This is a genomic window from Bordetella ansorpii (assembly GCF_900078315.1).
GTDB lineage: Bacteria > Pseudomonadota > Gammaproteobacteria > Burkholderiales > Burkholderiaceae_B > Bordetella > Bordetella ansorpii.
In genome coordinates, this window is the sequence record NZ_FKBS01000010.1 from 1 (window position 1) to 21,798 (window position 21,798).

Here is a 21,798-nt window from a genome sequence, read left to right on the forward strand (position 1 = left end):
TCCGTGAAGGCGGTCGTACCGTCGGCGCCGGCGTCGTCGCCAAGATCCTGAAGTAATACCGGCTAGCGGCGGATTTCCGCCGTTACCCACATGGATAGGGCGGCCTTTCGGCTTCTCTATCCATGTTTGCTGTAAAAGTAGTACAATGTATGGTTCCGTGATCTGCTAGGCAGCGGCGCATGCCGAAGTGGTGAATGCGCTGGCGGCACGGCCGGTAGATCGATGCTCCGCAATCAGCAGTCATTGCGGTAAATCAGGAACCGTACTAGCAAGTTTTTAGGGGTATAGCTCAATTGGCAGAGCGTCGGTCTCCAAAACCGAAGGTTGTAGGTTCGATTCCTACTGCCCCTGCCACCGATCGGCACCCTCCAGCCAACACGCCGGAGTATGGCGCGAACGCCTGAGAATCGGGTTCGCGTAGCAAAATGTCTACCAATACCAACGTAGAAACCGTAACCAGCACTGCCGACCGGGTCAAACTCGGCCTGGCTGTTCTCGTCATCATCGCCGGCATCGTCGGGTTCTCCGTGCTCGGCGCGCAGCCCCTGGCCGCGCGCGTTGGCGTGTTCATCGGCAGCCTGGTCATTGCCGCCGTCATCGCCTGGTTCAGCGAGCCTGGCCGCCGCACCATCAGCTTCGGTCAAGAGTCGTACAACGAAGTCAAGCGGGTGTCCTGGCCGACGCGCAAGGAAACCATGCAGATGACGGGCATCGTGTTCGCCTTCGTCGCGGTCATGGGCCTGTTCATGTGGCTGCTGGACAAGGGCATCGAGTGGATCCTGTACGGTATCTTGCTGGGTTGGAAGTAACAAGGACGACGCGATGAGTAAACGTTGGTATGTCGTCCATGTCTATTCCGGCATGGAAAAAAGCGTTCAGAAGGCCCTGATCGAGCGCATCGACCGAGCTGCCCTGCAGACCTCGTTCGGCCGCATCCTGGTGCCTTCCGAAGAAGTCGTCGAAATGAAGGGTGGCCAGAAGTCCATCAGCGAGCGTCGTATTTTCCCGGGCTATGTCCTGGTCGAGATGGACCTCACCGACGAGACCTGGCATCTGGTCAAGAACACCAACCGCGTCACCGGCTTCCTGGGTGGCTCGGGCAACCGTCCCACGCCGATTTCCGAACGTGAAGTCGAGAAGATCCTCTCCCAGATGGAAGAGGGCGTCGAGAAACCCCGCCCCAAGGTGCTGTTCGAAGTGGGCGAGATGGTTCGCGTGAAGGAAGGTCCGTTTGCAGACTTCAACGGCAACGTCGAAGAAGTCAACTACGAAAAGAGCAAGGTGCGTGTGTCCGTGACCATCTTCGGTCGCGCCACCCCTGTCGAGCTCGATTTCAGCCAGGTCGAAAAGACCTGATCTGGCTTTTTCATTAACCCCGGGGAGCCTGGCGTCATTCGTCCGGCGTTCGTACCCGCAAGGAGCAAAGCATGGCGAAGAAAATCGTCGGCTTTATCAAGCTGCAAGTGCCGGCTGGTAAGGCAAACCCGTCCCCCCCGATTGGCCCGGCTCTGGGTCAGCGCGGCCTGAACATCATGGAATTCTGCAAGGCGTTCAACGCCAAGACCCAGGGCCTGGAGCCCGGTCTGCCGATTCCGGTGGTGATCACCGCTTTCGCCGACAAGAGCTTTACCTTCATCATGAAGACCCCGCCCGCGACGGTCCTCATCAAGAAGGCCGCCGGCGTGCAGAAGGGTTCGCCCAAGCCGCATACCGACAAGGTCGGCACGCTGACGCGCGCCCAGGCTGAAGAAATCGCCAAGACCAAGCAACCCGATCTGACCGCGGCCGATCTGGACGCCGCCGTCCGCACGATCGCTGGCAGCGCCCGCAGCATGGGCATCACCGTCGAGGGCATCTGATCATGGCAAAACTGTCCAAGCGCGCCGCCGCAATCGCTCAGAAGATCGATCGCGTCAAGCTGTACCCCGTCTCCGAAGCCCTGACCCTGGTCAAGGAAACCGCCACCGCCAAGTTCGATGAATCCATCGACGTGGCCGTGCAACTGGGCATCGACCCCAAGAAGTCCGACCAACTGGTTCGTGGCTCCGTGGTGCTGCCCGCCGGTACCGGCAAGTCCGTCCGCGTGGCCGTGTTCGCCCAGGGCGACAAGGCCGAGCAGGCGCGTGCCGCCGGCGCCGACATCGTCGGCCTGGAAGACCTGGCCGAGCGCATCAAGGCTGGCCAGATCGACTTCGACGTGGTCGTGGCCTCGCCCGACACCATGCGCGTGGTCGGTACCCTGGGTCAGGTGCTGGGTCCCCGTGGCCTGATGCCGAACCCCAAGGTCGGCACCGTGACGCCCGACGTCGCCACCGCCGTGAAGAACGCCAAGGCGGGTCAGGTGCAATACCGTACCGACAAGGCCGGCATCATCCACGCCACGATCGGCCGCGCCTCGTTCGGCGTGGAACAACTGCAAACCAACCTGGCCGCTCTGGTCGACGCCCTGCAAAAGGCTCGTCCCGCAGCTGCCAAGGGTATCTACCTGCGCAAGCTGGCTGTCTCGTCCACGATGGGCGGCGGCGCGCGTGTGGAACTCGCTTCGCTGACGGCTACGGCGGCCTAAGCCCCGTACCGACGGCACGTACTGTACTTTGGGCCGTATCCGGAGGGAAACCTCCGGATGCAGCTGTCAAAGACCGCTGGAGCACCCCGTCCTCGGCAGCATCAGGGCAGGGCGCTTAATCCCGAAGCTAGTGATGTTCGGATCCAGCGTAGACGGCGTCCCCAGGAAGAATTCTTTACTCGAAGAACTCGACCAGGCGCCGCATTCGGTTGACGCGCAAGGCTCTTTGCCCCAAGCGTCTTTTGATGGAGTGTTCAAACCGTGAGTCTCAATCGCCAAGAGAAAGCGGTCGTGATCGAGGAAGTGTCGGCACAAGTGGCCAACGCGCAATCGATCATCATCGCTGAGTACCGTGGTCTGGACGTCGCCTCTGTCACCGTACTGCGCAAAACTGCGCGTGAATCGGGCGTTTATCTGCGAGTTCTGAAGAACTCGCTGGCCCGTCGTGCTGTTGCCGGCACGGCTTTCGAGCCGTTGGCCGAGCAACTGACTGGTCCGCTGATCTATGGCATCAGCGCTGACCCGGTCGCGGCGGCCAAGGTGATCGCTGGTTTCGCAAAGAGCAACGACAAGCTGGTTGTGAAGGGTGGTTCGCTGCCCAACAGCCTGCTGAACGCTGAAGGTGTGAAGGCCCTGGCCACCATGCCGTCGCGTGAAGAGTTGCTCTCGAAGCTGCTGGGCACCATGCAAGCCCCGATCGCGCAATTCGTGCGTACGCTCAACGAAGTTCCGACCAAGTTCGCCCGTGGCCTCGCCGCCGTGCGCGACCAGAAGGCTGCCGCTTGAGGCACCTGGTCCGGATATCGCTGAACGACAAAGCGACAACCAAACCTGGCATTACCCAATTTTGGAGTTCTAAAGAAAATGGCACTTAACAAAGCTGAAATCCTTGACGCCATCGCTGGCATGACCGTGCTCGAACTGTCCGAGCTGATCAAGGAAATGGAAGAGAAGTTCGGCGTGTCGGCTGCTGCCGCCGCTGTGGCCGTGGCCGCTCCGGCCGCTGGTGGCGCCGCCGCCGCTGCTGAAGAGCAGACCGAGTTCAACGTCGTCCTGCTGGAAGCCGGCGCGAACAAGGTCAGCGTCATCAAGGCCGTTCGCGAACTGACGGGCCTGGGCCTGAAGGAAGCGAAGGATCTGGTTGACGGCGCTCCGAAGCCTGTCAAGGAAGCCGTGGCCAAGGCTGACGCCGAAGCCGCCAAGAAGAAGCTGGAAGAAGCTGGCGCCAAGGTCGAAGTCAAGTAAGACCTTGCCGTACGTGCCCGGGGACAGCGCAGTTTGCCGTCCCCGGGCTTTTGCGTTTCCAGGAAGCCCCTGCTGAGGGGATGGATTTCAGCGGGGCTTCCTGGAGTCGTATCACCCCGGGCCGTGGTTGACGGCCCATGCAACCTCGAGTCGGAGTGCTCATGCCTTACTCGTACACCGAAAAAAAGCGCATCCGCAAAAGCTTCGCCAAGCGAGAAGACGTTCAAAACGTTCCTTTCCTGCTTGCGACTCAGCTTCAATCCTACCTAACTTTCCTGCAATCGGATACGCCCTCTGCTGAGCGGGCCAACGACGGTCTGCAGGCGGCGTTTTCGTCGATTTTCCCGATTGTCAGCCACAACGGAATGGCGCGCTTGGAGTTCGTCAGCTACGCGCTTGGCGAGCCGGTGTTCGATGTCAAAGAGTGCCAGCAACGTGGCCTGACCTTCGCGTCGCCCCTGCGTGCCAAGGTTCGCCTGGTGCTGCTGGACCGTGAAGTCAGCAAGCCGACCATCAAGGAAGTGAAGGAACAGGAAGTCTACATGGGCGAAATGCCGCTCATGACGACCACCGGTTCGTTCGTCATCAACGGCACCGAACGCGTCATCGTGTCGCAGCTGCACCGTTCGCCCGGCGTGTTCTTCGAACACGACCGCGGCAAGACGCACAGCTCGGGCAAGCTGCTGTTCTCGGCCCGCGTGATTCCCTACCGCGGTTCGTGGCTGGACTTCGAATTCGACCCGAAGGACGTGCTGTTCTTCCGCGTCGACCGCCGCCGCAAGATGCCGGTGACGATCCTGCTGAAGGCCATCGGCATGACGCCGGATTCGATCCTGGCCCACTTCTTCGACTTCGACAACTTCGACCTGAAGAGCGAAGGCGCGATGATGGAATTCGTGGCCGAGCGTTGGAAGGGCGACATGGCCCGCTTCGATATCTCGGACCGTGACGGCAAGGTCATCGTCGAGAAAGACAAGCGCATCAACGCCAAGCACCTGCGCGACATGGCTGCCGCCGGCATCCAGTACGTGTCCGTGCCGGAAGACTTCCTGTTCGGCCGCGTGCTGGCCAAGAACGTCGTCGATCCCGACACCGGTGAGATCGTGGCCCACGCCAACGAGGAGATCACCGAAAGCGTGCTGGCCACGCTGCGCGCGGCCAACGTGCTGGACATCCAGACGCTGTACACGAACGACCTGGATCGCGGTCCCTACATCTCGCAGACGCTGCGCACCGACGAAACCGTCGACCAGATGGCTGCCCGCGTGGCCATCTACCGCATGATGCGCCCCGGCGAACCGCCCACGGAAGAAGCCGTCGAGGCCCTGTTCCAGCGTCTGTTCTACAGCGAAGAAACGTACGACCTGTCGCGCGTTGGCCGGATGAAGGTCAACAGCCGCCTGGGTCGCGGCGACGACGACAACGGTCCGATGACGCTGACCAACGAAGACATCCTTGAAACCATCAAGGTGTTGGTCGAACTGCGTAACGGCCGTGGCCTGATCGACGACATCGATCACCTGGGCAACCGCCGTGTGCGCTGTGTGGGCGAACTGGCCGAGAACCAGTTCCGCGCCGGCCTGGTGCGTGTCGAGCGCGCCGTCAAGGAACGTCTGGGCCAGGCCGAGACGGAAAACCTGATGCCGCACGACCTGATCAACTCCAAGCCGATCTCGGCTGCCATCAAGGAGTTCTTCGGTTCGAGCCAGCTGTCGCAGTTCATGGACCAGACCAACCCGCTGTCGGAAATCACGCACAAGCGTCGCGTTTCCGCACTGGGCCCGGGCGGTCTGACGCGCGAACGCGCGGGCTTCGAGGTGCGCGACGTGCACCCGACCCACTACGGCCGCGTCTGCCCGATCGAAACGCCTGAAGGTCCGAACATCGGCCTGATCAACTCCATGGCGCTGTACGCTCGCCTGAACGAGTACGGCTTCCTGGAAACGCCTTACCGCAAGATCATCGACGGGAAGGTCAGCGACCAGATCGACTACCTGTCGGCCATCGAGGAAAGCCACTACGTCATCGCCCAGGCCAACGCCGAGCTCGACGAAGAAGGCCGCTTCACCGATGACCTGGTGGCTTGCCGTGAAGCAGGCGAAACCATGCTGACCGCGCCGGCGAACGTGCACTACATGGACGTGGCGCCCTCGCAGATCGTGTCGGTCGCGGCGTCGCTGATTCCGTTCCTGGAGCACGACGACGCGAACCGTGCACTGATGGGCGCCAACATGCAGCGCCAGGCCGTGCCCTGCCTGCGTCCCGAGAAGCCGCTGGTCGGCACGGGCATCGAGCGTACCGTGGCGGTCGACTCCGGCACCACCGTGCAGGCCCTGCGTGGCGGCGTCGTCGACCATGTCGACGCCGAGCGCGTGGTGATCCGCGTCAACGACGACGAGAACGTCGCCGGTGAAGTGGGTGTGGACATCTACAACCTCATCAAGTACACCCGTTCCAACCAGAACACGAACATCAACCAGCGTCCCATCGTCGCCCGCGGCGACCTGGTCGCCAAGGGTGACGTGCTGGCTGACGGCGCATCGACCGATCTGGGCGAACTGGCGCTGGGCCAGAACATGCTGATCGCGTTCATGCCCTGGAACGGCTACAACTTCGAAGACTCGATCCTGATCTCGGAACGCGTCGTGGCCGATGACCGCTACACCTCGATCCACATCGAGGAACTGACGGTCGTCGCCCGTGACACGAAGCTCGGACCGGAAGAAATCACGCGCGACATCAGCAACCTGGCCGAGACCCAGCTCAATCGCCTGGATGACTCGGGCATCGTCTACATCGGCGCCGAAGTCGGCGCCGACGACGTGCTGGTCGGCAAAGTCACGCCCAAGGGCGAGACCCAGCTGACGCCGGAAGAGAAGCTGCTGCGCGCCATCTTCGGCGAGAAGGCTTCCGACGTGAAGGACACCTCGCTGCGCGTGCCCTCGGGCATGGTCGGCACCGTCATCGACGTGCAGGTGTTCACGCGTGAAGGCATCGTGCGCGACAAGCGCGCCCAGTCCATCATCGACGATGAACTGCGCCGCTATCGCCAGGACCTGAACGACCAGCTGCGCATCGTTGAAAACGACCAGTTCGACCGTATCGAGAAGATGCTGGTCGGCAAGGCCGTCAACGGCGGCCCGCGCAAGCTGGCCAAGGGCGCCACGATCACCAAGGAATACCTGGTCGATCTGGACCGCTGGCAGTGGTTCGACATCCGCCTGTCCGACGAGCAGCATGCGGTCGTCCTCGAACAAGCCAAGGAATCGCTGGAGCAGAAGCGCCACCAGTTCGACCTGGCCTTCGAAGAAAAGCGCAAGAAGCTGACGCAGGGCGACGAACTGCCCCCGGGCGTGCTGAAGATGATCAAGGTCTACCTGGCCGTGAAGCGTCGTCTGCAGCCTGGCGACAAGATGGCCGGCCGTCACGGCAACAAGGGCGTGGTCTCGCGCATCACCCCGGTGGAAGACATGCCGCACATGGCCGACGGTACCCCCGCCGACATCGTGCTGAACCCGCTGGGCGTGCCGTCGCGGATGAACGTCGGCCAGGTTCTGGAAGTGCACCTGGGCTGGGCCGCCAAGGGCGTGGGCCATCGTATCGCCGACATGTTCCGTGACGAGCGCACCGCGCAGGTAAAGAGCGTGCGCGGCTACCTGGAAAAGGTCTACAACACGACCGGTTCCGGCGCCCACCTGGAAGAGCTGTCCGACGATGAAATCCTCGAAATGGCGCGCAACCTGAAGAACGGCGTGCCGCTGGCAACGCCCGTCTTCGACGGCGCCACCGAGGAAGAAATCACCAAGATGCTGGAACTGGCGTACCCCGACGACGTGGCCAAGCGCATGCAGCTGACCCCGTCGCGCACGCAGGCGTGGCTGTTCGACGGCCGTACCGGCGAGCAGTTCGAGCGTCCGGTCACCATCGGCTACATGCACTACCTGAAGCTGCACCACCTGGTCGACGACAAGATGCACGCGCGTTCGACCGGCCCGTACTCGCTGGTCACCCAGCAACCGCTGGGCGGCAAGGCGCAGTTCGGCGGCCAGCGTTTCGGGGAAATGGAAGTGTGGGCCCTGGAAGCCTACGGCGCGTCGTATACGCTGCAGGAAATGCTGACGGTGAAGTCCGACGACATCACCGGCCGTACCAAGGTTTACGAAAACATCGTCAAGGGCGATCACGTCATCGACGCCGGCATGCCGGAATCGTTCAACGTGCTGGTCAAGGAAATCCGCTCGCTGGCCCTGGACATGGATTTGGAGCGTAACTGATGAAAGCGCTACTCGACCTCTTCAAGCAAGTCTCTCAAGACGAGCAGTTCGATGCCATCAAGATCGGCATCGCCTCGCCTGAGAAGATCCGTTCGTGGTCTTTCGGCGAAGTCCGCAAGCCCGAGACGATCAACTACCGTACCTTCAAGCCCGAGCGCGATGGCCTGTTCTGCGCCAAGATCTTCGGCCCGATCAAGGACTACGAGTGCCTGTGCGGCAAGTACAAGCGCCTGAAGCACCGTGGCGTGATCTGCGAAAAGTGCGGCGTCGAAGTCACGGTGGCCAAGGTGCGCCGCGAGCGCATGGGCCACATCGAGCTGGCCAGCCCCGTCGCGCACATCTGGTTCCTGAAGAGCCTGCCGTCGCGCCTGGGCATGGTCCTGGACATGACGCTGCGCGACATCGAACGCGTGCTGTACTTCGAAGCCTGGTGCGTGATCGAACCTGGCATGACGCCGCTCAAGCGCGGCCAGATCATGTCCGATGACGACTTCCTGGCCAAGACCGAAGAGTACGGCGACGACTTCAGCGCCCTGATGGGTGCGGAAGCCGTGCGCGAACTGCTGCGCACCATCGACATCGACCGCGAAGTCGAGACGCTGCGCGCCGAACTCAAGGCCACCAGCTCGGAAGCCAAGATCAAGAAGATCTCCAAGCGCCTGAAGGTGCTGGAAGGCTTCCAGAAGTCCGGCATCAAGGCCGAGTGGATGGTCATGGAAGTGCTGCCCGTGCTGCCGCCGGACCTGCGTCCGCTGGTGCCGCTGGATGGCGGCCGCTTCGCGACCTCCGACCTGAACGACCTGTACCGCCGCGTCATCAACCGCAACAACCGTCTGAAGCGCCTGCTGGAGCTCAAGGCCCCTGAAATCATCCTGCGCAACGAAAAGCGCATGCTGCAGGAAGCCGTCGACTCGCTGCTGGACAACGGCCGTCGCGGCAAGGCCATGACGGGCGCCAACAAGCGCCAGTTGAAGTCGCTGGCCGACATGATCAAGGGCAAGAGCGGCCGCTTCCGCCAGAACCTGCTGGGCAAGCGTGTCGACTACTCGGGCCGTTCGGTCATCGTGGTGGGTCCGCAGCTCAAGCTGCACCAGTGCGGCCTGCCCAAGCTGATGGCCCTGGAACTGTTCAAGCCGTTCATCTTCAATCGTCTGGAGATGATGGGCCTGGCCACGACCATCAAGGCCGCCAAGAAGCTGGTGGAAAGCCAGGAACCGGTGGTGTGGGACATCCTCGAAGAGGTGATCCGCGAACACCCGGTCATGCTGAACCGCGCGCCGACGCTGCATCGCCTGGGCATCCAGGCGTTCGAGCCCGTGCTGATCGAAGGCAAGGCCATCCAGCTGCACCCGCTGGTCTGCGCGGCGTTCAACGCCGACTTCGACGGTGACCAGATGGCCGTTCACGTGCCGCTGTCGCTGGAAGCCCAGCTCGAAGCCCGCACGCTGATGCTGGCCTCGAACAACGTGCTGTTCCCGGCCAACGGCGAACCGTCGATCGTGCCGTCGCAGGATATCGTGCTGGGTCTGTACTACACGACCCGCGAGCGCATCAACGGCAAGGGCGAAGGCATCTTCTTCGCCGACGTCTCCGAAGTGCAGCGCGCCTACGACAACCGCGAAGTCGAACTGCAGACGCGCATCACCGTGCGCCTGACCGAGTACGAACGCGACGACCAGAACGAGTGGCAGCCGGTCCTGCGCCGCCACGAGACCACGGTCGGCCGTGCGCTGCTGTCCGAGATCCTGCCCAAGGGCCTGCCCTTCACGGTGCTGAACAAGGCGCTGAAGAAGAAGGAAATCTCGCGCCTGATCAACCAGTCGTTCCGCCGTTGCGGCCTGCGCGACACCGTGATCTTCGCCGACAAGCTGATGCAGTCGGGCTTCCGCCTGGCCACGCGCGGCGGCATCTCGATCGCGATGGGCGACATGCTGATCCCGTCGGCCAAGGAAGGCATCCTGGCCGAGGCCAGCCGCGAAGTGAAGGAAATCGACAAGCAGTACTCGTCGGGTCTGGTCACGTCGCAAGAGCGCTACAACAACGTGGTCGACATCTGGGGCAAGGCCGGCGACAAGGTCGGCAAGGCGATGATGGAACAACTGGCGACCGAGCCCGTGGTGAACCGCCACGGCGAGGAAGTGCGCCAGGAATCGTTCAACTCGATCTACATGATGGCCGACTCGGGCGCGCGCGGTTCCGCCGCCCAGATCCGCCAGTTGGCGGGCATGCGCGGCCTGATGGCCAAGCCGGACGGCTCGATCATCGAGACGCCGATTACCGCCAACTTCCGCGAAGGCCTGAACGTTCTCCAGTACTTCATCTCGACCCACGGTGCTCGTAAGGGTCTGGCCGACACGGCACTGAAGACGGCGAACTCGGGTTACCTGACGCGCCGTCTGGTCGACGTGACGCAGGATCTGGTCATCATCGAAGACGACTGCGGCACCTCGCAGGGTTACTCGATGAAGGCCCTGGTCGAAGGCGGTGAGGTCATCGAACCGCTGCGCGACCGTATCCTGGGCCGCGTGGCCGCCATCGACATCGTCAATCCGGACACGCAGGAAACCGCCATCGTGGCCGGCACCCTGCTGGACGAAGACCTGGTCGATTCGATCGACCGCCTGGGCATCGACGAAGTCAAGGTGCGCACGCCGCTGACCTGCGAAACGCGTCACGGCCTGTGCTCGCACTGCTACGGCCGCGACCTGGGCCGCGGCGTGCACGTGAACGTCGGCGAGGCGGTCGGCGTAATCGCCGCCCAGTCGATCGGCGAACCGGGCACGCAGCTGACGATGCGTACCTTCCACATCGGCGGCGCCGCTTCGCGTTCGGCCCTGGCCAGCGCGGTGGAAACGAAGTCCAGCGGCAACGTGGGCTTCGCCAGCACGATGCGTTACGTGACCAACGCCAAGGGCGAGCGCGTGGCCATCTCGCGTTCGGGCGAAATCGTCATCAGCGACGACAACGGCCGCGAACGCGAACGCCACAAGATCCCGTACGGCGCGACCGTGCTGGTGGGCGATGGTGAGGCCGTCAAGGCCGGCGCGCGCCTGGCCACGTGGGATCCGCTGACCCGTCCGATCGTGTCGGAATACGCTGGCGCCGTGCGCTTCGAGAACATCGAGGAAGGCGCGACCGTGGCCAAGCAGGTCGACGAAGTCACCGGCCTGTCGACCCTCGTGGTCATCACGCCCAAGACGCGCGGCGGCAAGGTCGCCATGCGTCCGCAGATCAAGCTGGTCAACGATGCGGGCGAAGACGTCAAGATCGCCGGCACCGATCACTCGGTGAACATTTCGTTCCCGGTGGGCGCGCTGATCACCGTGCGCGATGCGCAGCAGGTGTCGGTCGGCGAGATCCTGGCGCGTATCCCGCAGGAATCGCAGAAGACCCGCGACATTACCGGCGGTCTGCCGCGCGTGGCCGAGCTGTTCGAAGCCCGTTCGCCGAAGGATGCCGGCATGCTGGCGGAAATCACCGGCACGGTCTCGTTCGGCAAGGACACCAAGGGCAAGCAGCGCCTGGTCATCACCGACCTGGAAGGCGTCAGCCACGAGTTCCTGATTCCGAAGGAAAAGCAGGTGCTGGTGCACGACGGCCAGGTGGTGAACAAGGGCGAAATGATCGTGGACGGCCCGGCCGATCCCCACGACATCCTGCGCCTGCAGGGCATCGAGAAGCTGGCGACGTACATCGTCGACGAAGTGCAGGACGTCTACCGTCTGCAGGGCGTGAAGATCAACGACAAGCACATCGAAGTGATCGTGCGTCAGATGCTGCGCCGTGTGCATATCGTCGATCCGGGCGACGCCGCGTTCATCCCCGGCGAACAGGTCGAGCGTTCGGAACTGCTGAACGAAAACGACCGCGTGCTGGCCGAGAACAAGCGTCCCGCGATCTACGAGAACGTGCTGCTGGGCATTACCAAGGCCTCGCTGTCCACCGACTCGTTCATCTCGGCCGCCTCGTTCCAGGAAACGACGCGTGTGCTGACCGAAGCCGCCATCATGGGCAAGCGCGACGACCTGCGTGGCTTGAAGGAAAACGTCATCGTCGGCCGTCTGATCCCGGCCGGTACCGGCCTGGCTTACCACCTTGCCCGCAAGGACAAGGAATCGCTGGAAGCCGCCGAACGCGAAGCCGCTCGCCAGCAGGCCAACCCGTTCGAGGAAGCGCCGGTCACCGTGGGCTCCGACGCCGACGTGCCGTCTTCGGAAGACGCTTCGGGCAACGCCGAGTAAGCCTCGGGCGCGCTGTCACGTATCGTCCGATCCCGCATGGGGTCGGACGTCCCGAAAAGGGCTGCCGATGCGAATCGGCAGCCCTTTTCGTTGGTGCGCCGATGCCGATGGATGGGCGAATACCCGGCTTGCCATGGCGGGGTCGCACGCCCGGAGGTGCGGCCGGGCGGGTTCGTGTCGAATGCTTCCAAGCGTTGATGTTTGCTTACCAGTGGATCGGCCCGGTTGGTATATTCTTCCCGCTTCGAGGAGGCATCCCCATCGGCCAGGATGTCCGGTTGGTGTATCCGTAATGCATGCCCGCGGTGGTTCGCCTGAAGCGGCCGCCGCGACCCCTGTTGCCAGATATTCACGCTCATGTCTGCTACTGCCGGTTATTCCACGCAGCGCAATCCCTTCGCCGGTGCGGCGCCCCTGGCGTATCGCCCGCTCAGCGCCATTGCCGCCACCACCGCTGGCGGCGTTCCGCAATCCCGCATCAAACGGGTGCTGGCCGAACTCGTGGTGCCCTTGCAGGCGCTGCACGACCAGGGCCTGATCCGTGCCGACATCAGCATGCATTCGGTCGGCCTGGACGAAACCGGCCGTGCCCACCTGATGACGGTCAGCGGCCCGCCCTATACCGCCGAACCGCCGTCGGGCGTGCCCGAACCCGGCTACGCGCCGCCCGAGCTCTACGCCACGGGCCCGCAGTGGCCGCGCGGCCCGTGGACCGATGTCTATGCCCTGGCCGCCGTGGCGCATTCACTGGTCACGGGCATGCGCCCGCCGCCGGCGTCCGAGCGCCTGAACGAAGACGTCTATCGGCCATTGGCACAACGCGATCTGACCAAGTACGACACGGGTTTCCTGCGGACGCTGGACGTGGCCCTGTCCGTCGATCCGCGCAATCGTCCCCAGACCCTGGAAGAGTTCGCGCAACAGATGGAGATTCCGGCCACGGTGGCCCCCAGCGCTGCCGAACCGCTGCCGCCCCTGCCGCCGCCGGTTCCGCCCGCGGTCGTGCAGGCAGAGCCTGCGCGTGCGGGGTGGCGCACGTTCCTGTTGGTGCTGCTGGTGCTGATGGTGGGCGCCGGCGTCGGTGTGTACTGGTGGAACCGCTTTGCCACACCGCCCAGCAGCCTCATCATCACGCGATCGGAGGTCTCGCCGCCCGGCACCCCGCAAGGCGTCGATCCGTTGCGTGGCGGCCATCGCGCGGGCGGAACGAGTACACCGGCCGCCGACGAGGGAGATCCTCCCGAGCCGCCAGGCCTGGCGACGCTATCGGCGCGTGCCCTGGAGGCGGAGACCCGTACGGCCGGCGACCCTGCCGCTGGACCCGATGCCGGCAACGACGACGAACAGGCCAAGCCGGACGAGTCCGAAGCCGCCGAACCGCCGCCTCCACCTATTGCCTCGCCGGCGCCGTGGGTACGTGTGCGCGTCAACATCCATCCCTGGGGTGAGTTGTGGGTCAACGGCGTGCGGCGCGGCGTCAGCCCGCCCTTGAAGGAGATCCGCCTGGCGCCGGGCCAGTACAGCGTGGTGGTGCGCAACGCCAATCTGCCGCCTTACCGGGGCACGCTGACGGTGAAGGAAGGGCGCCAGTCGGTGCTGTCGTACCGCTTCGACTGAACGGCTGCAGGGCGGGCGGCGCGCCTATTGCGCGCGAGGCATCTCGTCTTCGTCGTCCGCCATGTCGGCGGGCAGGCTCAGGGTGAACGTCGAGCCCGCACCGCTTCGGCTGGAGACCTGCACCCCGCCGCCGTGGCGCGTGGCCACGGTGTGCACGAAAGCCAGGCCCAATCCGGCGCCGCCCGTGTCCGAACGCGTCGCCCCCACGCGTGAGAAGGCCTGGAACAGCTGCGGCACGTCCTCGGCGGCGATGCCCACGCCGTCATCGGTGACCGCGACGACCCAATGGGCGCCATCGGCGCGCAGCGCCGTGCCGACGTGGCCCCCGGCCGGCGTGTACTTGATGGCGTTGTCCAGCAGATTGTTCAGCGCCCGCCGCAGCAGGGCATGGTCGCCGCGCACGAATGCCTGCGGCATGTCCTGCGGCTCCAGCGCGATGCCGCGCGCCTGCGCCAGCGCCCATACGTCGTCCATCGCATCCAGCACCAGCGCGGTCAGGTCCACGCGCGTATCGCCGATCTTCAAGGATTCGGCACGCGTCAGGTGCACGAAATCGTCGACCAGCCGCAGGGTGCGATGCGCCTGCTGTTCCACGCGGGACCAGGCCTCTTGCCCTTGCTGCGATTGCGCCAGGCCGCGGCTGAGATCGACCAGCGCCAGGATGGAGTTCTGCGGCGCCCGCATGTCGTGCGAGACGAAGCGCAGCGTTTCCTCGCGCTTGCGTTCGGCGGCCCGGATTTCGGTGATGTTGCTCAGCGTGACGACGCTGCCGGCGAACGCGTCTTCGTCATTGCGGATCGGCGCGCATTTCACGATGAAGCTGCGGCCGGTGTAGTCGCGCACTTCCTGATCCAGGCTCCAGGGGGCTTCGCGTTCGTCGGGATGCAGGTCGTGAAGCGCGCGGTTGATCTCGGTGCGCGCCGTGGCGTCGGCCACGATCTTCTCCATCAGCCATGCCGCCGGCTGGCCATTGCGCGGCGCGCGCACGCCCAGGCCGCGGAAGTAATCCAGTGCCGCGCGGTTGCAGAACTGCAGGCGGCCGCCTGCGTCGAACACCAGCGTGGCGTCGGGAATGCCGTCCAGGCTGTCGGCCAGGAAGCGGCGCAGGTTGCGCACGCGGGTCAGGGCCTGGCGCAGTTCGTCCAGCCGGTCTTCGACGGACCAGTTGGCGCCCAGCGCCAACTGGCGCGACTCGCCCATGATGGGCGGGTACTCCTGCCGCAGGCGCTTCAGTTCATAGTCCATGTGGCGCAGCACGGCCTCCTGGCCGCGCCAGCTCCACAGCGGGTAGCTTAGCGCCAGTCCCAGCAGGGCGGCTGACGGCGCGAACCATATCTGCAGGTAGCGCAGCATCAGGAAGGCGCCCGCCAGCACCAGCACCAGCATCAGGCCCGTCAGCAGCAGGGCGCCGCGCGGCGGCAGATGACGCAGCGCCAGGCACAGCAGCAGCACGGGCAACGCGCACGCCAGCGCATTGAGCCAGGGAGCGGCGGGCCGGATCACCAGATCCTGCCGGGCCGCCTGCAGCATGTTGCCGATCAGCTCCACGCCGGACATGCCGTTGGCGGGCGTGGAGCCGGGCGTCCGATAGACATCGCCGCCCGCCTCGGCGCTTCGGCCGACCAGCACGTACCTGCCCTGTATCCACGCAGCGGGCACGCGTCCCTGCAGCACCTGGAGATACGACACGGTGCGCAGGTGCCCCGGCGGGCCGCTGTAGGGAATGCCACCTTCTCCGGAATCGCCCAGCCGGCGCGCCAGCGCCTGCGCCAAGTTGGCTTCGCCGCCGGCCTGCAGCATGGCCAGCGCCATGTGCTGCCAGTGCCGTTCGTTCAGCGTGGTGCGCCAGACCGCCTGGCGGATGACGCCGTCGGTATCGGGGGGGACGTTGGTGAAGCCCAGGGCGGCGGCCGCGCTGGCCAACGGCGGCAAGGCCGGTTCGAGCGAGGCGGGCCGTGGCAGCGGGTTCAATGCCACGGGCAGCACGACGTGCCCGTTGGCGCGGATGGCTTCAGCCAAGGCGGCGTCGCCGTCCGGATCGATGGCGTCGTGTTCGTTGAGGCGGAAATCGAGACCCACCGCGCGAGCGTTCTGCAAGCGGCCGAGCAGGGTGGCATGCACCGCGCGGCTCCAGGGGCCGCGGCCCAACGCCTCCACGGTCCGGCCGTCTATCGTGACCAGCAGGATGTCATCGGAGGCAGGCCGTTCTGCGGCGATCACCGCCCGATCGTAGAACGCCTGGTCGAAGCGGCCCAAGCCGTTCATCGAGCCCAGCAAGGCCGCGACCAGCGTGAGAAAGCCGATCAGCAGGGGGGCCGAGTGGATGCCGAGCCGCCGACGGGGATGGCCGCCGAGCATGGATTACCCGGCCGCGGCGGCTGCGTCTTCGGTCGCGACCAGGTCGAGCCGGTAGCCCAGGGCATAGGACGACGTCAGGCGCACCCCATGCTGGGGGCGCAACTGCAGTTTCTGCCGGATGTTGGACAGATGCGTGTCCAGTGTGCGCGAGGTCGCGGGGATCTCGCGGTTCCAGACGCGTTCGGCCAGCACGTCGCGCGAAAGCAGCCTGCCCAGGTTGCGGAAGAACAGCAGGGCCAGTTCGTATTCCTTGGGCGCCAGCACGATCCTGTTGCCATCGAGCTGCACGCTGCGTTCGCCGGGATCGATGCGATAGGCCGCGACGGTGAACACGGCGTGCGCGGGCGTGGCGGGCTGGGATCTGCGCAGCAACGCGGCTACGCGCGCCAGCAGCTCGGCCGGCCGCAGGGGTTTGGGGATGTAGTCGTCCGCGCCGGCCTGCAGGCCACGCACCAGGTCTTCTTCCTGATTGCGGCTGGTGACGAAGATGACGGGAATGGCGAACCCGAAATTGCTGCGCAACTGGCGCACGACTTCGTCGCCGTCCATGTCGGGCAGTTGCCAGTCGAGCACCACCAGATCGTAAGTGTCGGTACGCAGCGCTGCCAGCAGGTCGAGACTGCGCTGGAAGCTGTCGCATTCGTACCCGGCGCCTCGGAGGGTCTGTTGGATGTGACGAGCCTGGTCGAGATCGTCCTCGAGCGACGCGATCTTCATCGGTTTTGCGCTTTGGGTCGGGGCGAGGGGGAAGGTCGAATTCGCCGAAGCGATTCGCGTGCTTGCCGGCGATGATAACGCAAGCACCTGCCCGCAAGACCGCCAAGACGATACAAATGTCAATCATTGCAAAATTGACTGATCTTGACTGGATGTATCACGCAACGACCGGCCACACTGTGTCAATTGCGTTGTACAGGAACCGCATCGACCACCATGGCAACCGATGCATGTGGACTCAGCGAGATCACGATGAAGCAACTCAGCATTCTGCTCATGACCACGGACGAGCCCTACCGCCAGCGAGCGCTGACGGCAATGGAGCAGGCCGGCGTGGTCGCCCGCGAATGCACGACGCCGCTGGAACTGTTCGGCCTGTTGGAAGAGGTCGACTGCCACATCGTCGTGCTGGATCTGTCCGAACTGGGTGAATTGGGCTATGCCGTCATCACGCGCCTGCGGGGCGCGGCGGACCTGGGCATCATCGTGACAGGTGCCCAGCTGACATTGGAGGCCAGGTTGCGCTGTCTGCAAAGCGGCGCCGATGCCTGTCTGCCGTCGCCCGTGGACGAGCGCGAGCTGGCCTGCGTGACGGTCGCCCTGGCGCGCCGGCTGCTGCCCACGATCGGCGCCCACGTCGAACCGGACCTGCCCACCGATACCGGCCGCTGGGAATTGCGCGACCAGGACTGGACGCTGATCGCGCCCGCGGGCGTGCATCTGTCGCTGTCCGCGAATGAACGCCTGATCGTGCGCGCGTTGTTGGATCTGTCCGGCCGCTCGATCGGCCGCGCCGACCTGGCCGCCCAACTGGCCAGCGAAGGCGAGGCCGGCCGTACCACGGGGGCGCGCAGCATCGACGTCATCATCAGCCGCCTGCGCCGCAAGGCCGAACTGGCGGGCGTCACGCTGCCGATCCGCACGGTCTACGGCAGCGGCTACCTGTTCGCGAATCCGTGATTTTTCTCTCGCGCGGGCATCCCGGCGCGTTGCTTCCCAGCAACTTTGACAACTCGGCCCTTTTGAGCTAACCTCTCGGGCTCGCTACTTCATCTGCGCGAAAAGGCTCGCCAGCAGATATCAGGGTAAACCCTAGTTTGGGTTTGATGGCTGGTTCGGCCCCTGGTTTCTGCAACGACGGCTCAGACGTCCCGCGCGCAACAAAACCTGGCTCGAAGCACTTCCCGGCTGCACAACCCGGGACGGAAATCGACGGCAGGCGTGCAGATGAATTGTCATGCCAGTTGTGCAAGATAAGTTCATGCAAAACCCGCAAGACCCGCTCTTTTACGTATGCGACGTTCGAGGCGGTTTGGCGTCTAGTGTGAACTGCCTCCATCCAGCGCCACGGCATCCGGCGTCGGAGGAGTCGCCAGTACTCCAAAGTACTTCCAGTGGTACGTAAAAGGGATTTCAAAGGTCATGCCTACCATCAGCCAACTCGTGCGCAAGCCGCGCGAAGTCAGCATCATCAAGAGCAAGAGCCCTGCGCTCGAAAACTGCCCGCAACGCCGCGGCGTCTGCACGCGCGTCTACACCACCACCCCGAAGAAGCCGAACTCGGCTCTGCGTAAGGTCGCCAAGGTTCGCCTGACCAACGGTTACGAAGTCATTTCGTACATCGGCGGTGAAGGCCACAACCTGCAAGAGCACTCGGTGGTTCTGGTGCGCGGCGGCCGTGTGAAGGACTTGCCCGGTGTGCGTTATCACATCGTGCGCGGTTCCCTTGACCTGCAAGGCGTCAAGGACCGTAAGCAGGCCCGTTCGAAGTACGGCGCCAAGCGCCCGAAGAAGGCCTGAAGCAGTATCCGCAGTAGTCCAGGCAACGGCAAGCCGTTGGTTGGATGGTGCAAACGTGCCGGCCCGATGCCGGGAGGCGCGGAACGTAAGGGGTCGTCTGAATGGACGGCCATGGCCGTGTAAAGAAACACGGTTCAACTGAACAGACACAAGGAAGCAAGAAATGCCCCGTCGTCGCGAAGTACCCAAGCGCGAGATCCTGCCCGATCCCAAGTTCGGCAGCGTCGAGCTCGCCAAGTTCATGAACGTCGTCATGCTGGATGGCAAGAAGGCCGTCGCAGAACGCATCATTTACGGCGCCCTCGACCAGGTTCAGAGCAAGACTGGCAAAGAGCCACTGGAAGTCTTCTCTCTGGCCATCAACAACATCAAGCCCATCGTCGAGGTCAAGAGCCGTCGCGTGGGTGGTGCCAACTACCAGGTCCCGGTCGAAGTGCGCCCCGTGCGCCGTCTGGCCCTGGCCATGCGTTGGCTGCGTGAAGCCGCGAAGAAGCGCGGCGAAAAGTCGATGGACCTGCGCCTGGCCGGCGAGCTCATCGACGCATCTGAAGGGCGTGGCGCCGCGATGAAGAAGCGCGAAGACACGCACAAGATGGCCGAGGCCAACAAGGCCTTCAGCCATTTCCGCTGGTAAATCAACTGGACTAATCCACCATGGCCCGCAAAACCCCGATCGAGCGCTATCGCAACATTGGTATCTCTGCGCACATCGATGCAGGGAAGACCACCACTACCGAACGCATCCTGTTCTACACCGGCGTCAATCACAAGATTGGCGAAGTCCACGACGGCGCAGCCACGATGGACTGGATGGAGCAAGAGCAAGAGCGCGGCATCACCATCACGTCGGCAGCAACGACGGCGTTCTGGCGCGGCATGGCTGGTAACTATCCCGAGCACCGCATCAACATCATCGACACCCCGGGCCACGTGGACTTCACCATCGAGGTGGAACGCTCCATGCGCGTGCTCGACGGCGCCTGCATGGTGTACTGCGCGGTGGGCGGCGTTCAGCCCCAGTCGGAAACCGTCTGGCGCCAGGCCAACAAGTACGGCGTGCCGCGCCTGGCCTTCGTCAACAAGATGGACCGCACCGGCGCCAACTTCTTCAAGGTCTATGACCAGCTGAAGGTGCGCCTGCGCGCCAACCCCGTGCCCATCGTGATCCCGATCGGCGCCGAAGATACGTTCTCCGGCGTGGTCGACCTGATCAAGATGAAGGCCATCCTGTGGGACGAAGCCAGCCAGGGCACGAAGTTCGACTACGTCGACATTCCGGCCGAGCTGGAAGGCACCGCCGCCGAATGGCGTGAAAAGCTGGTCGAGGCGGCTGCCGAGTCGTCCGAGGAACTGATGAACAAGTACCTCGAGACGGGCAGCCTGGACGAAGCCGAGATCAACCTGGCCATCCGCCAGCGTACGATCGCCGGCGAAATCCAGCCGATGCTGTGCGGCACCGCCTTCAAGAACAAGGGCGTGCAGCGCATGCTCGACGCCGTCATCGACTACCTGCCCTCGCCGATCGACATTCCGCCGGTCGACGGCATCGACGACGATGGCAAGGAAGTCACCCGCAAGGCCGACGACAACGAGAAGTTCTCGGCGCTGGCATTCAAGCTGATGAGCGATCCGTTCGTGGGCCAGCTGACCTTCGTGCGCGTCTACTCGGGCACGCTGAAGTCGGGCGACACGATCCTGAACCCCATCAAGGGCAAGAAGGAACGTATTGGCCGCATCCTGCAGATGCACGCGAACAACCGCGAGGAAATCAAGGAAGTTCTGGCCGGCGACATCGCCGCCGTCGTGGGTCTGAAGGACGTCATCACCGGCGAAACGCTGTGCGATGTCGACTCGCCGGTCACGCTGGAGCGCATGGAGTTCCCCGAGCCCGTGATTTCGCAGGCCGTCGAACCCAAGTCGAAGGCCGACCAGGAGAAGATGGGCCTGGCGCTGTCGCGCCTGGCGCAGGAAGACCCGTCGTTCCGCGTGCGTAGCGACGAAGAATCCGGCCAGACCATCATCTCGGGCATGGGCGAGCTGCACCTGGAAATCCTGGTTGACCGCATGAAGCGCGAATTCGGCGTGGAAGCCAACGTGGGCAAGCCCCAGGTTGCCTACCGCGAAACGATCCGCAAGGTCTGCGAGGAAATCGAAGGCAAGTTCGTCAAGCAGTCGGGCGGCCGCGGCCAGTACGGTCACGTCGTTCTGAAGGTCGAGCCTCTGCCCCCGGGCGGCGGCTACGAATTCGTCGACGCCATCAAGGGCGGTGTGGTTCCTCGCGAATACATCCCCGCGGTGGACAAGGGTATCCAGGAAACGCTGCCCTCGGGCATCCTGGCCGGTTACCCGGTGGTGGACGTGAAGGTCACGCTGTTCTTCGGTTCGTACCACGACGTCGACTCGAACGAAAACGCGTTCAAGATGGCCGGCTCGATGGCCTTCAAGGACGGCATGCGCAAGGCCAGCCCCGTGCTGCTCGAGCCCATGATGGCTGTTGAAGTGGAAACGCCGGAAGACTACGCCGGTACCGTGATGGGCGACCTGTCGTCCCGCCGCGGTATGGTGCAGGGCATGGACGACATCATGGGTGGCGGCAAGGTCATCAAGGCCGAAGTCCCCCTGGCCGAGATGTTCGGCTACGCGACCAGCCTGCGTTCGCAAACGCAAGGCCGTGCCACGTACACGATGGAATTCAAGCACTACGCTGAAGCCCCCAAGAACGTCGCTGACGAAGTCATCGCCGCTCGGGCCAAGTAATGAAAACCGCCGCGCCCTTCATCCGAAGGGCGCGGCACCCCAAATATTCCAAATCTCCTTGCAATCCAGAAGGATATAGATCATGGCAAAAGGCAAATTCGAACGTACCAAGCCCCACGTGAACGTGGGTACCATTGGCCACGTTGACCACGGCAAGACGACCCTGACGGCAGCGATCACGACGGTTCTGTCGACGAAGTTCGGCGGCGAAGCCAAGGGCTAC

The 21,798-nt window shown here is 64.0% G+C and carries 16 protein-coding genes and 1 tRNA gene; 15 read left to right on the forward strand and 2 right to left on the reverse strand.

The window, feature by feature from the left end:
* The first annotated feature begins 278 nt into the window (after nucleotides 1-278).
* The 10 genes from A7W11_RS05105 to A7W11_RS05150 all read left to right on the forward strand — a co-directional run bounded on the left by A7W11_RS05105 (nucleotide 279) and on the right by A7W11_RS05150 (nucleotide 13,943).
* A tRNA-Trp gene (locus A7W11_RS05105) sits at nucleotides 279-354 on the forward strand.
* 71 nt (nucleotides 355-425) lie between these two features.
* A complete protein-coding gene (gene secE, locus A7W11_RS05110; protein ID WP_066409495.1) occupies nucleotides 426-809 on the forward strand; it encodes a preprotein translocase subunit SecE in 384 nt (127 codons plus the stop codon).
* Nucleotides 810-822: 13 nt separating this feature from the next.
* The gene (nusG, locus tag A7W11_RS05115; protein ID WP_066124659.1) at nucleotides 823-1,356 is read left to right on the forward strand and encodes a transcription termination/antitermination protein NusG; all 534 of its coding nucleotides are present in this window, start codon (nucleotides 823-825) and stop codon (nucleotides 1,354-1,356) included.
* Between the two features lie 71 nt (nucleotides 1,357-1,427).
* A complete protein-coding gene (rplK, locus tag A7W11_RS05120) occupies nucleotides 1,428-1,859 on the forward strand; it encodes a 50S ribosomal protein L11 (RefSeq protein ID WP_066409498.1) in 432 nt (143 codons plus the stop codon).
* Between the two features lie 2 nt (nucleotides 1,860-1,861).
* Complete coding sequence (rplA, locus tag A7W11_RS05125; protein WP_066409501.1) at nucleotides 1,862-2,566, forward strand: 50S ribosomal protein L1; 705 nt, start codon at nucleotides 1,862-1,864, stop codon at nucleotides 2,564-2,566.
* Between the two features lie 261 nt (nucleotides 2,567-2,827).
* Entirely contained in the window at nucleotides 2,828-3,352 is a 525-nt protein-coding gene (rplJ, locus tag A7W11_RS05130) for a 50S ribosomal protein L10 (RefSeq protein ID WP_066409503.1), read from the forward strand.
* A gap of 78 nt (nucleotides 3,353-3,430) precedes the next feature.
* Complete coding sequence (rplL, locus tag A7W11_RS05135; protein ID WP_006216571.1) at nucleotides 3,431-3,811, forward strand: 50S ribosomal protein L7/L12; 381 nt, start codon at nucleotides 3,431-3,433, stop codon at nucleotides 3,809-3,811.
* A 161-nt stretch (nucleotides 3,812-3,972) separates the two neighbouring features.
* On the forward strand, nucleotides 3,973-8,085 hold the full coding sequence (rpoB, locus tag A7W11_RS05140) for a DNA-directed RNA polymerase subunit beta (RefSeq protein ID WP_066409511.1): 4,113 nt from the start codon (nucleotides 3,973-3,975) through the stop codon (nucleotides 8,083-8,085).
* Entirely contained in the window at nucleotides 8,085-12,326 is a 4,242-nt protein-coding gene (gene rpoC, locus A7W11_RS05145; protein ID WP_066409514.1) for a DNA-directed RNA polymerase subunit beta', read from the forward strand. The genes rpoB and rpoC overlap by 1 nt, the downstream gene beginning before the upstream one ends.
* A 357-nt stretch (nucleotides 12,327-12,683) precedes the next feature.
* On the forward strand, nucleotides 12,684-13,943 hold the full coding sequence (locus A7W11_RS05150) for a serine/threonine-protein kinase (protein ID WP_066409516.1): 1,260 nt from the start codon (nucleotides 12,684-12,686) through the stop codon (nucleotides 13,941-13,943).
* Between the two features lie 24 nt (nucleotides 13,944-13,967).
* Here A7W11_RS05150 and A7W11_RS05155 read toward each other — a convergent pair whose 3' ends face one another.
* Nucleotides 13,968-16,301, reverse strand: coding sequence for a CHASE2 domain-containing protein (locus A7W11_RS05155; RefSeq protein WP_082887102.1), 2,334 nt, complete (start codon nucleotides 16,299-16,301; stop codon nucleotides 13,968-13,970).
* A 3-nt stretch (nucleotides 16,302-16,304) separates the two neighbouring features.
* Nucleotides 16,305-17,018 (reverse strand): response regulator transcription factor, encoded by a 714-nt coding sequence (locus tag A7W11_RS05160; protein WP_066409519.1) that lies wholly within the window; start codon nucleotides 17,016-17,018, stop codon nucleotides 16,305-16,307.
* A 216-nt stretch (nucleotides 17,019-17,234) separates the two neighbouring features.
* On the opposite strand from A7W11_RS05160, the gene A7W11_RS05165 reads away from it, so the two are divergent.
* The 5 genes from A7W11_RS05165 to A7W11_RS05185 form a co-directional block, all read left to right on the forward strand.
* A complete protein-coding gene (locus tag A7W11_RS05165; protein WP_235816803.1) occupies nucleotides 17,235-17,978 on the forward strand; it encodes a response regulator transcription factor in 744 nt (247 codons plus the stop codon).
* Between the two features lie 462 nt (nucleotides 17,979-18,440).
* Nucleotides 18,441-18,818 (forward strand): 30S ribosomal protein S12, encoded by a 378-nt coding sequence (gene rpsL / locus A7W11_RS05170; RefSeq protein WP_005017264.1) that lies wholly within the window; start codon nucleotides 18,441-18,443, stop codon nucleotides 18,816-18,818.
* Between the two features lie 163 nt (nucleotides 18,819-18,981).
* On the forward strand, nucleotides 18,982-19,452 hold the full coding sequence (rpsG, locus tag A7W11_RS05175; protein WP_066124678.1) for a 30S ribosomal protein S7: 471 nt from the start codon (nucleotides 18,982-18,984) through the stop codon (nucleotides 19,450-19,452).
* 20 nt (nucleotides 19,453-19,472) lie between these two features.
* Entirely contained in the window at nucleotides 19,473-21,575 is a 2,103-nt protein-coding gene (fusA, locus tag A7W11_RS05180) for an elongation factor G (protein ID WP_066409534.1), read from the forward strand.
* A gap of 82 nt (nucleotides 21,576-21,657) precedes the next feature.
* The coding region (locus A7W11_RS05185) for a GTP-binding protein (protein ID WP_230846631.1) at nucleotides 21,658-21,798 on the forward strand (141 nt) is incomplete at its 3' end.

What these genes read in the sequence shown, in the direction of transcription:
- secE (WP_066409495.1), top strand. Translation starts at nt 426, where the DNA reads ATGTCTACCAATACCAACGTAGAAACCGTAACCAGCACTGCCGACCGG.
- nusG (WP_066124659.1), top strand. Translation starts at nt 823, where the DNA reads ATGAGTAAACGTTGGTATGTCGTCCATGTCTATTCCGGCATGGAAAAA.
- rplK (WP_066409498.1), top strand. Translation starts at nt 1,428, where the DNA reads ATGGCGAAGAAAATCGTCGGCTTTATCAAGCTGCAAGTGCCGGCTGGT.
- rplA (WP_066409501.1), top strand. Translation starts at nt 1,862, where the DNA reads ATGGCAAAACTGTCCAAGCGCGCCGCCGCAATCGCTCAGAAGATCGAT.
- rplL (WP_006216571.1), top strand. Translation starts at nt 3,431, where the DNA reads ATGGCACTTAACAAAGCTGAAATCCTTGACGCCATCGCTGGCATGACC.
- rpoB (WP_066409511.1), top strand. Translation starts at nt 3,973, where the DNA reads ATGCCTTACTCGTACACCGAAAAAAAGCGCATCCGCAAAAGCTTCGCC.
- rpoC (WP_066409514.1), top strand. Translation starts at nt 8,085, where the DNA reads ATGAAAGCGCTACTCGACCTCTTCAAGCAAGTCTCTCAAGACGAGCAG.
- A7W11_RS05150 (WP_066409516.1), top strand. Translation starts at nt 12,684, where the DNA reads ATGTCTGCTACTGCCGGTTATTCCACGCAGCGCAATCCCTTCGCCGGT.
- A7W11_RS05155 (WP_082887102.1), bottom strand. Translation starts at nt 16,301, where the DNA reads ATGCTCGGCGGCCATCCCCGTCGGCGGCTCGGCATCCACTCGGCCCCC.
- A7W11_RS05160 (WP_066409519.1), bottom strand. Translation starts at nt 17,018, where the DNA reads ATGAAGATCGCGTCGCTCGAGGACGATCTCGACCAGGCTCGTCACATC.
- A7W11_RS05165 (WP_235816803.1), top strand. Translation starts at nt 17,235, where the DNA reads ATGGCAACCGATGCATGTGGACTCAGCGAGATCACGATGAAGCAACTC.
- rpsL (WP_005017264.1), top strand. Translation starts at nt 18,441, where the DNA reads ATGCCTACCATCAGCCAACTCGTGCGCAAGCCGCGCGAAGTCAGCATC.
- rpsG (WP_066124678.1), top strand. Translation starts at nt 18,982, where the DNA reads ATGCCCCGTCGTCGCGAAGTACCCAAGCGCGAGATCCTGCCCGATCCC.
- fusA (WP_066409534.1), top strand. Translation starts at nt 19,473, where the DNA reads ATGGCCCGCAAAACCCCGATCGAGCGCTATCGCAACATTGGTATCTCT.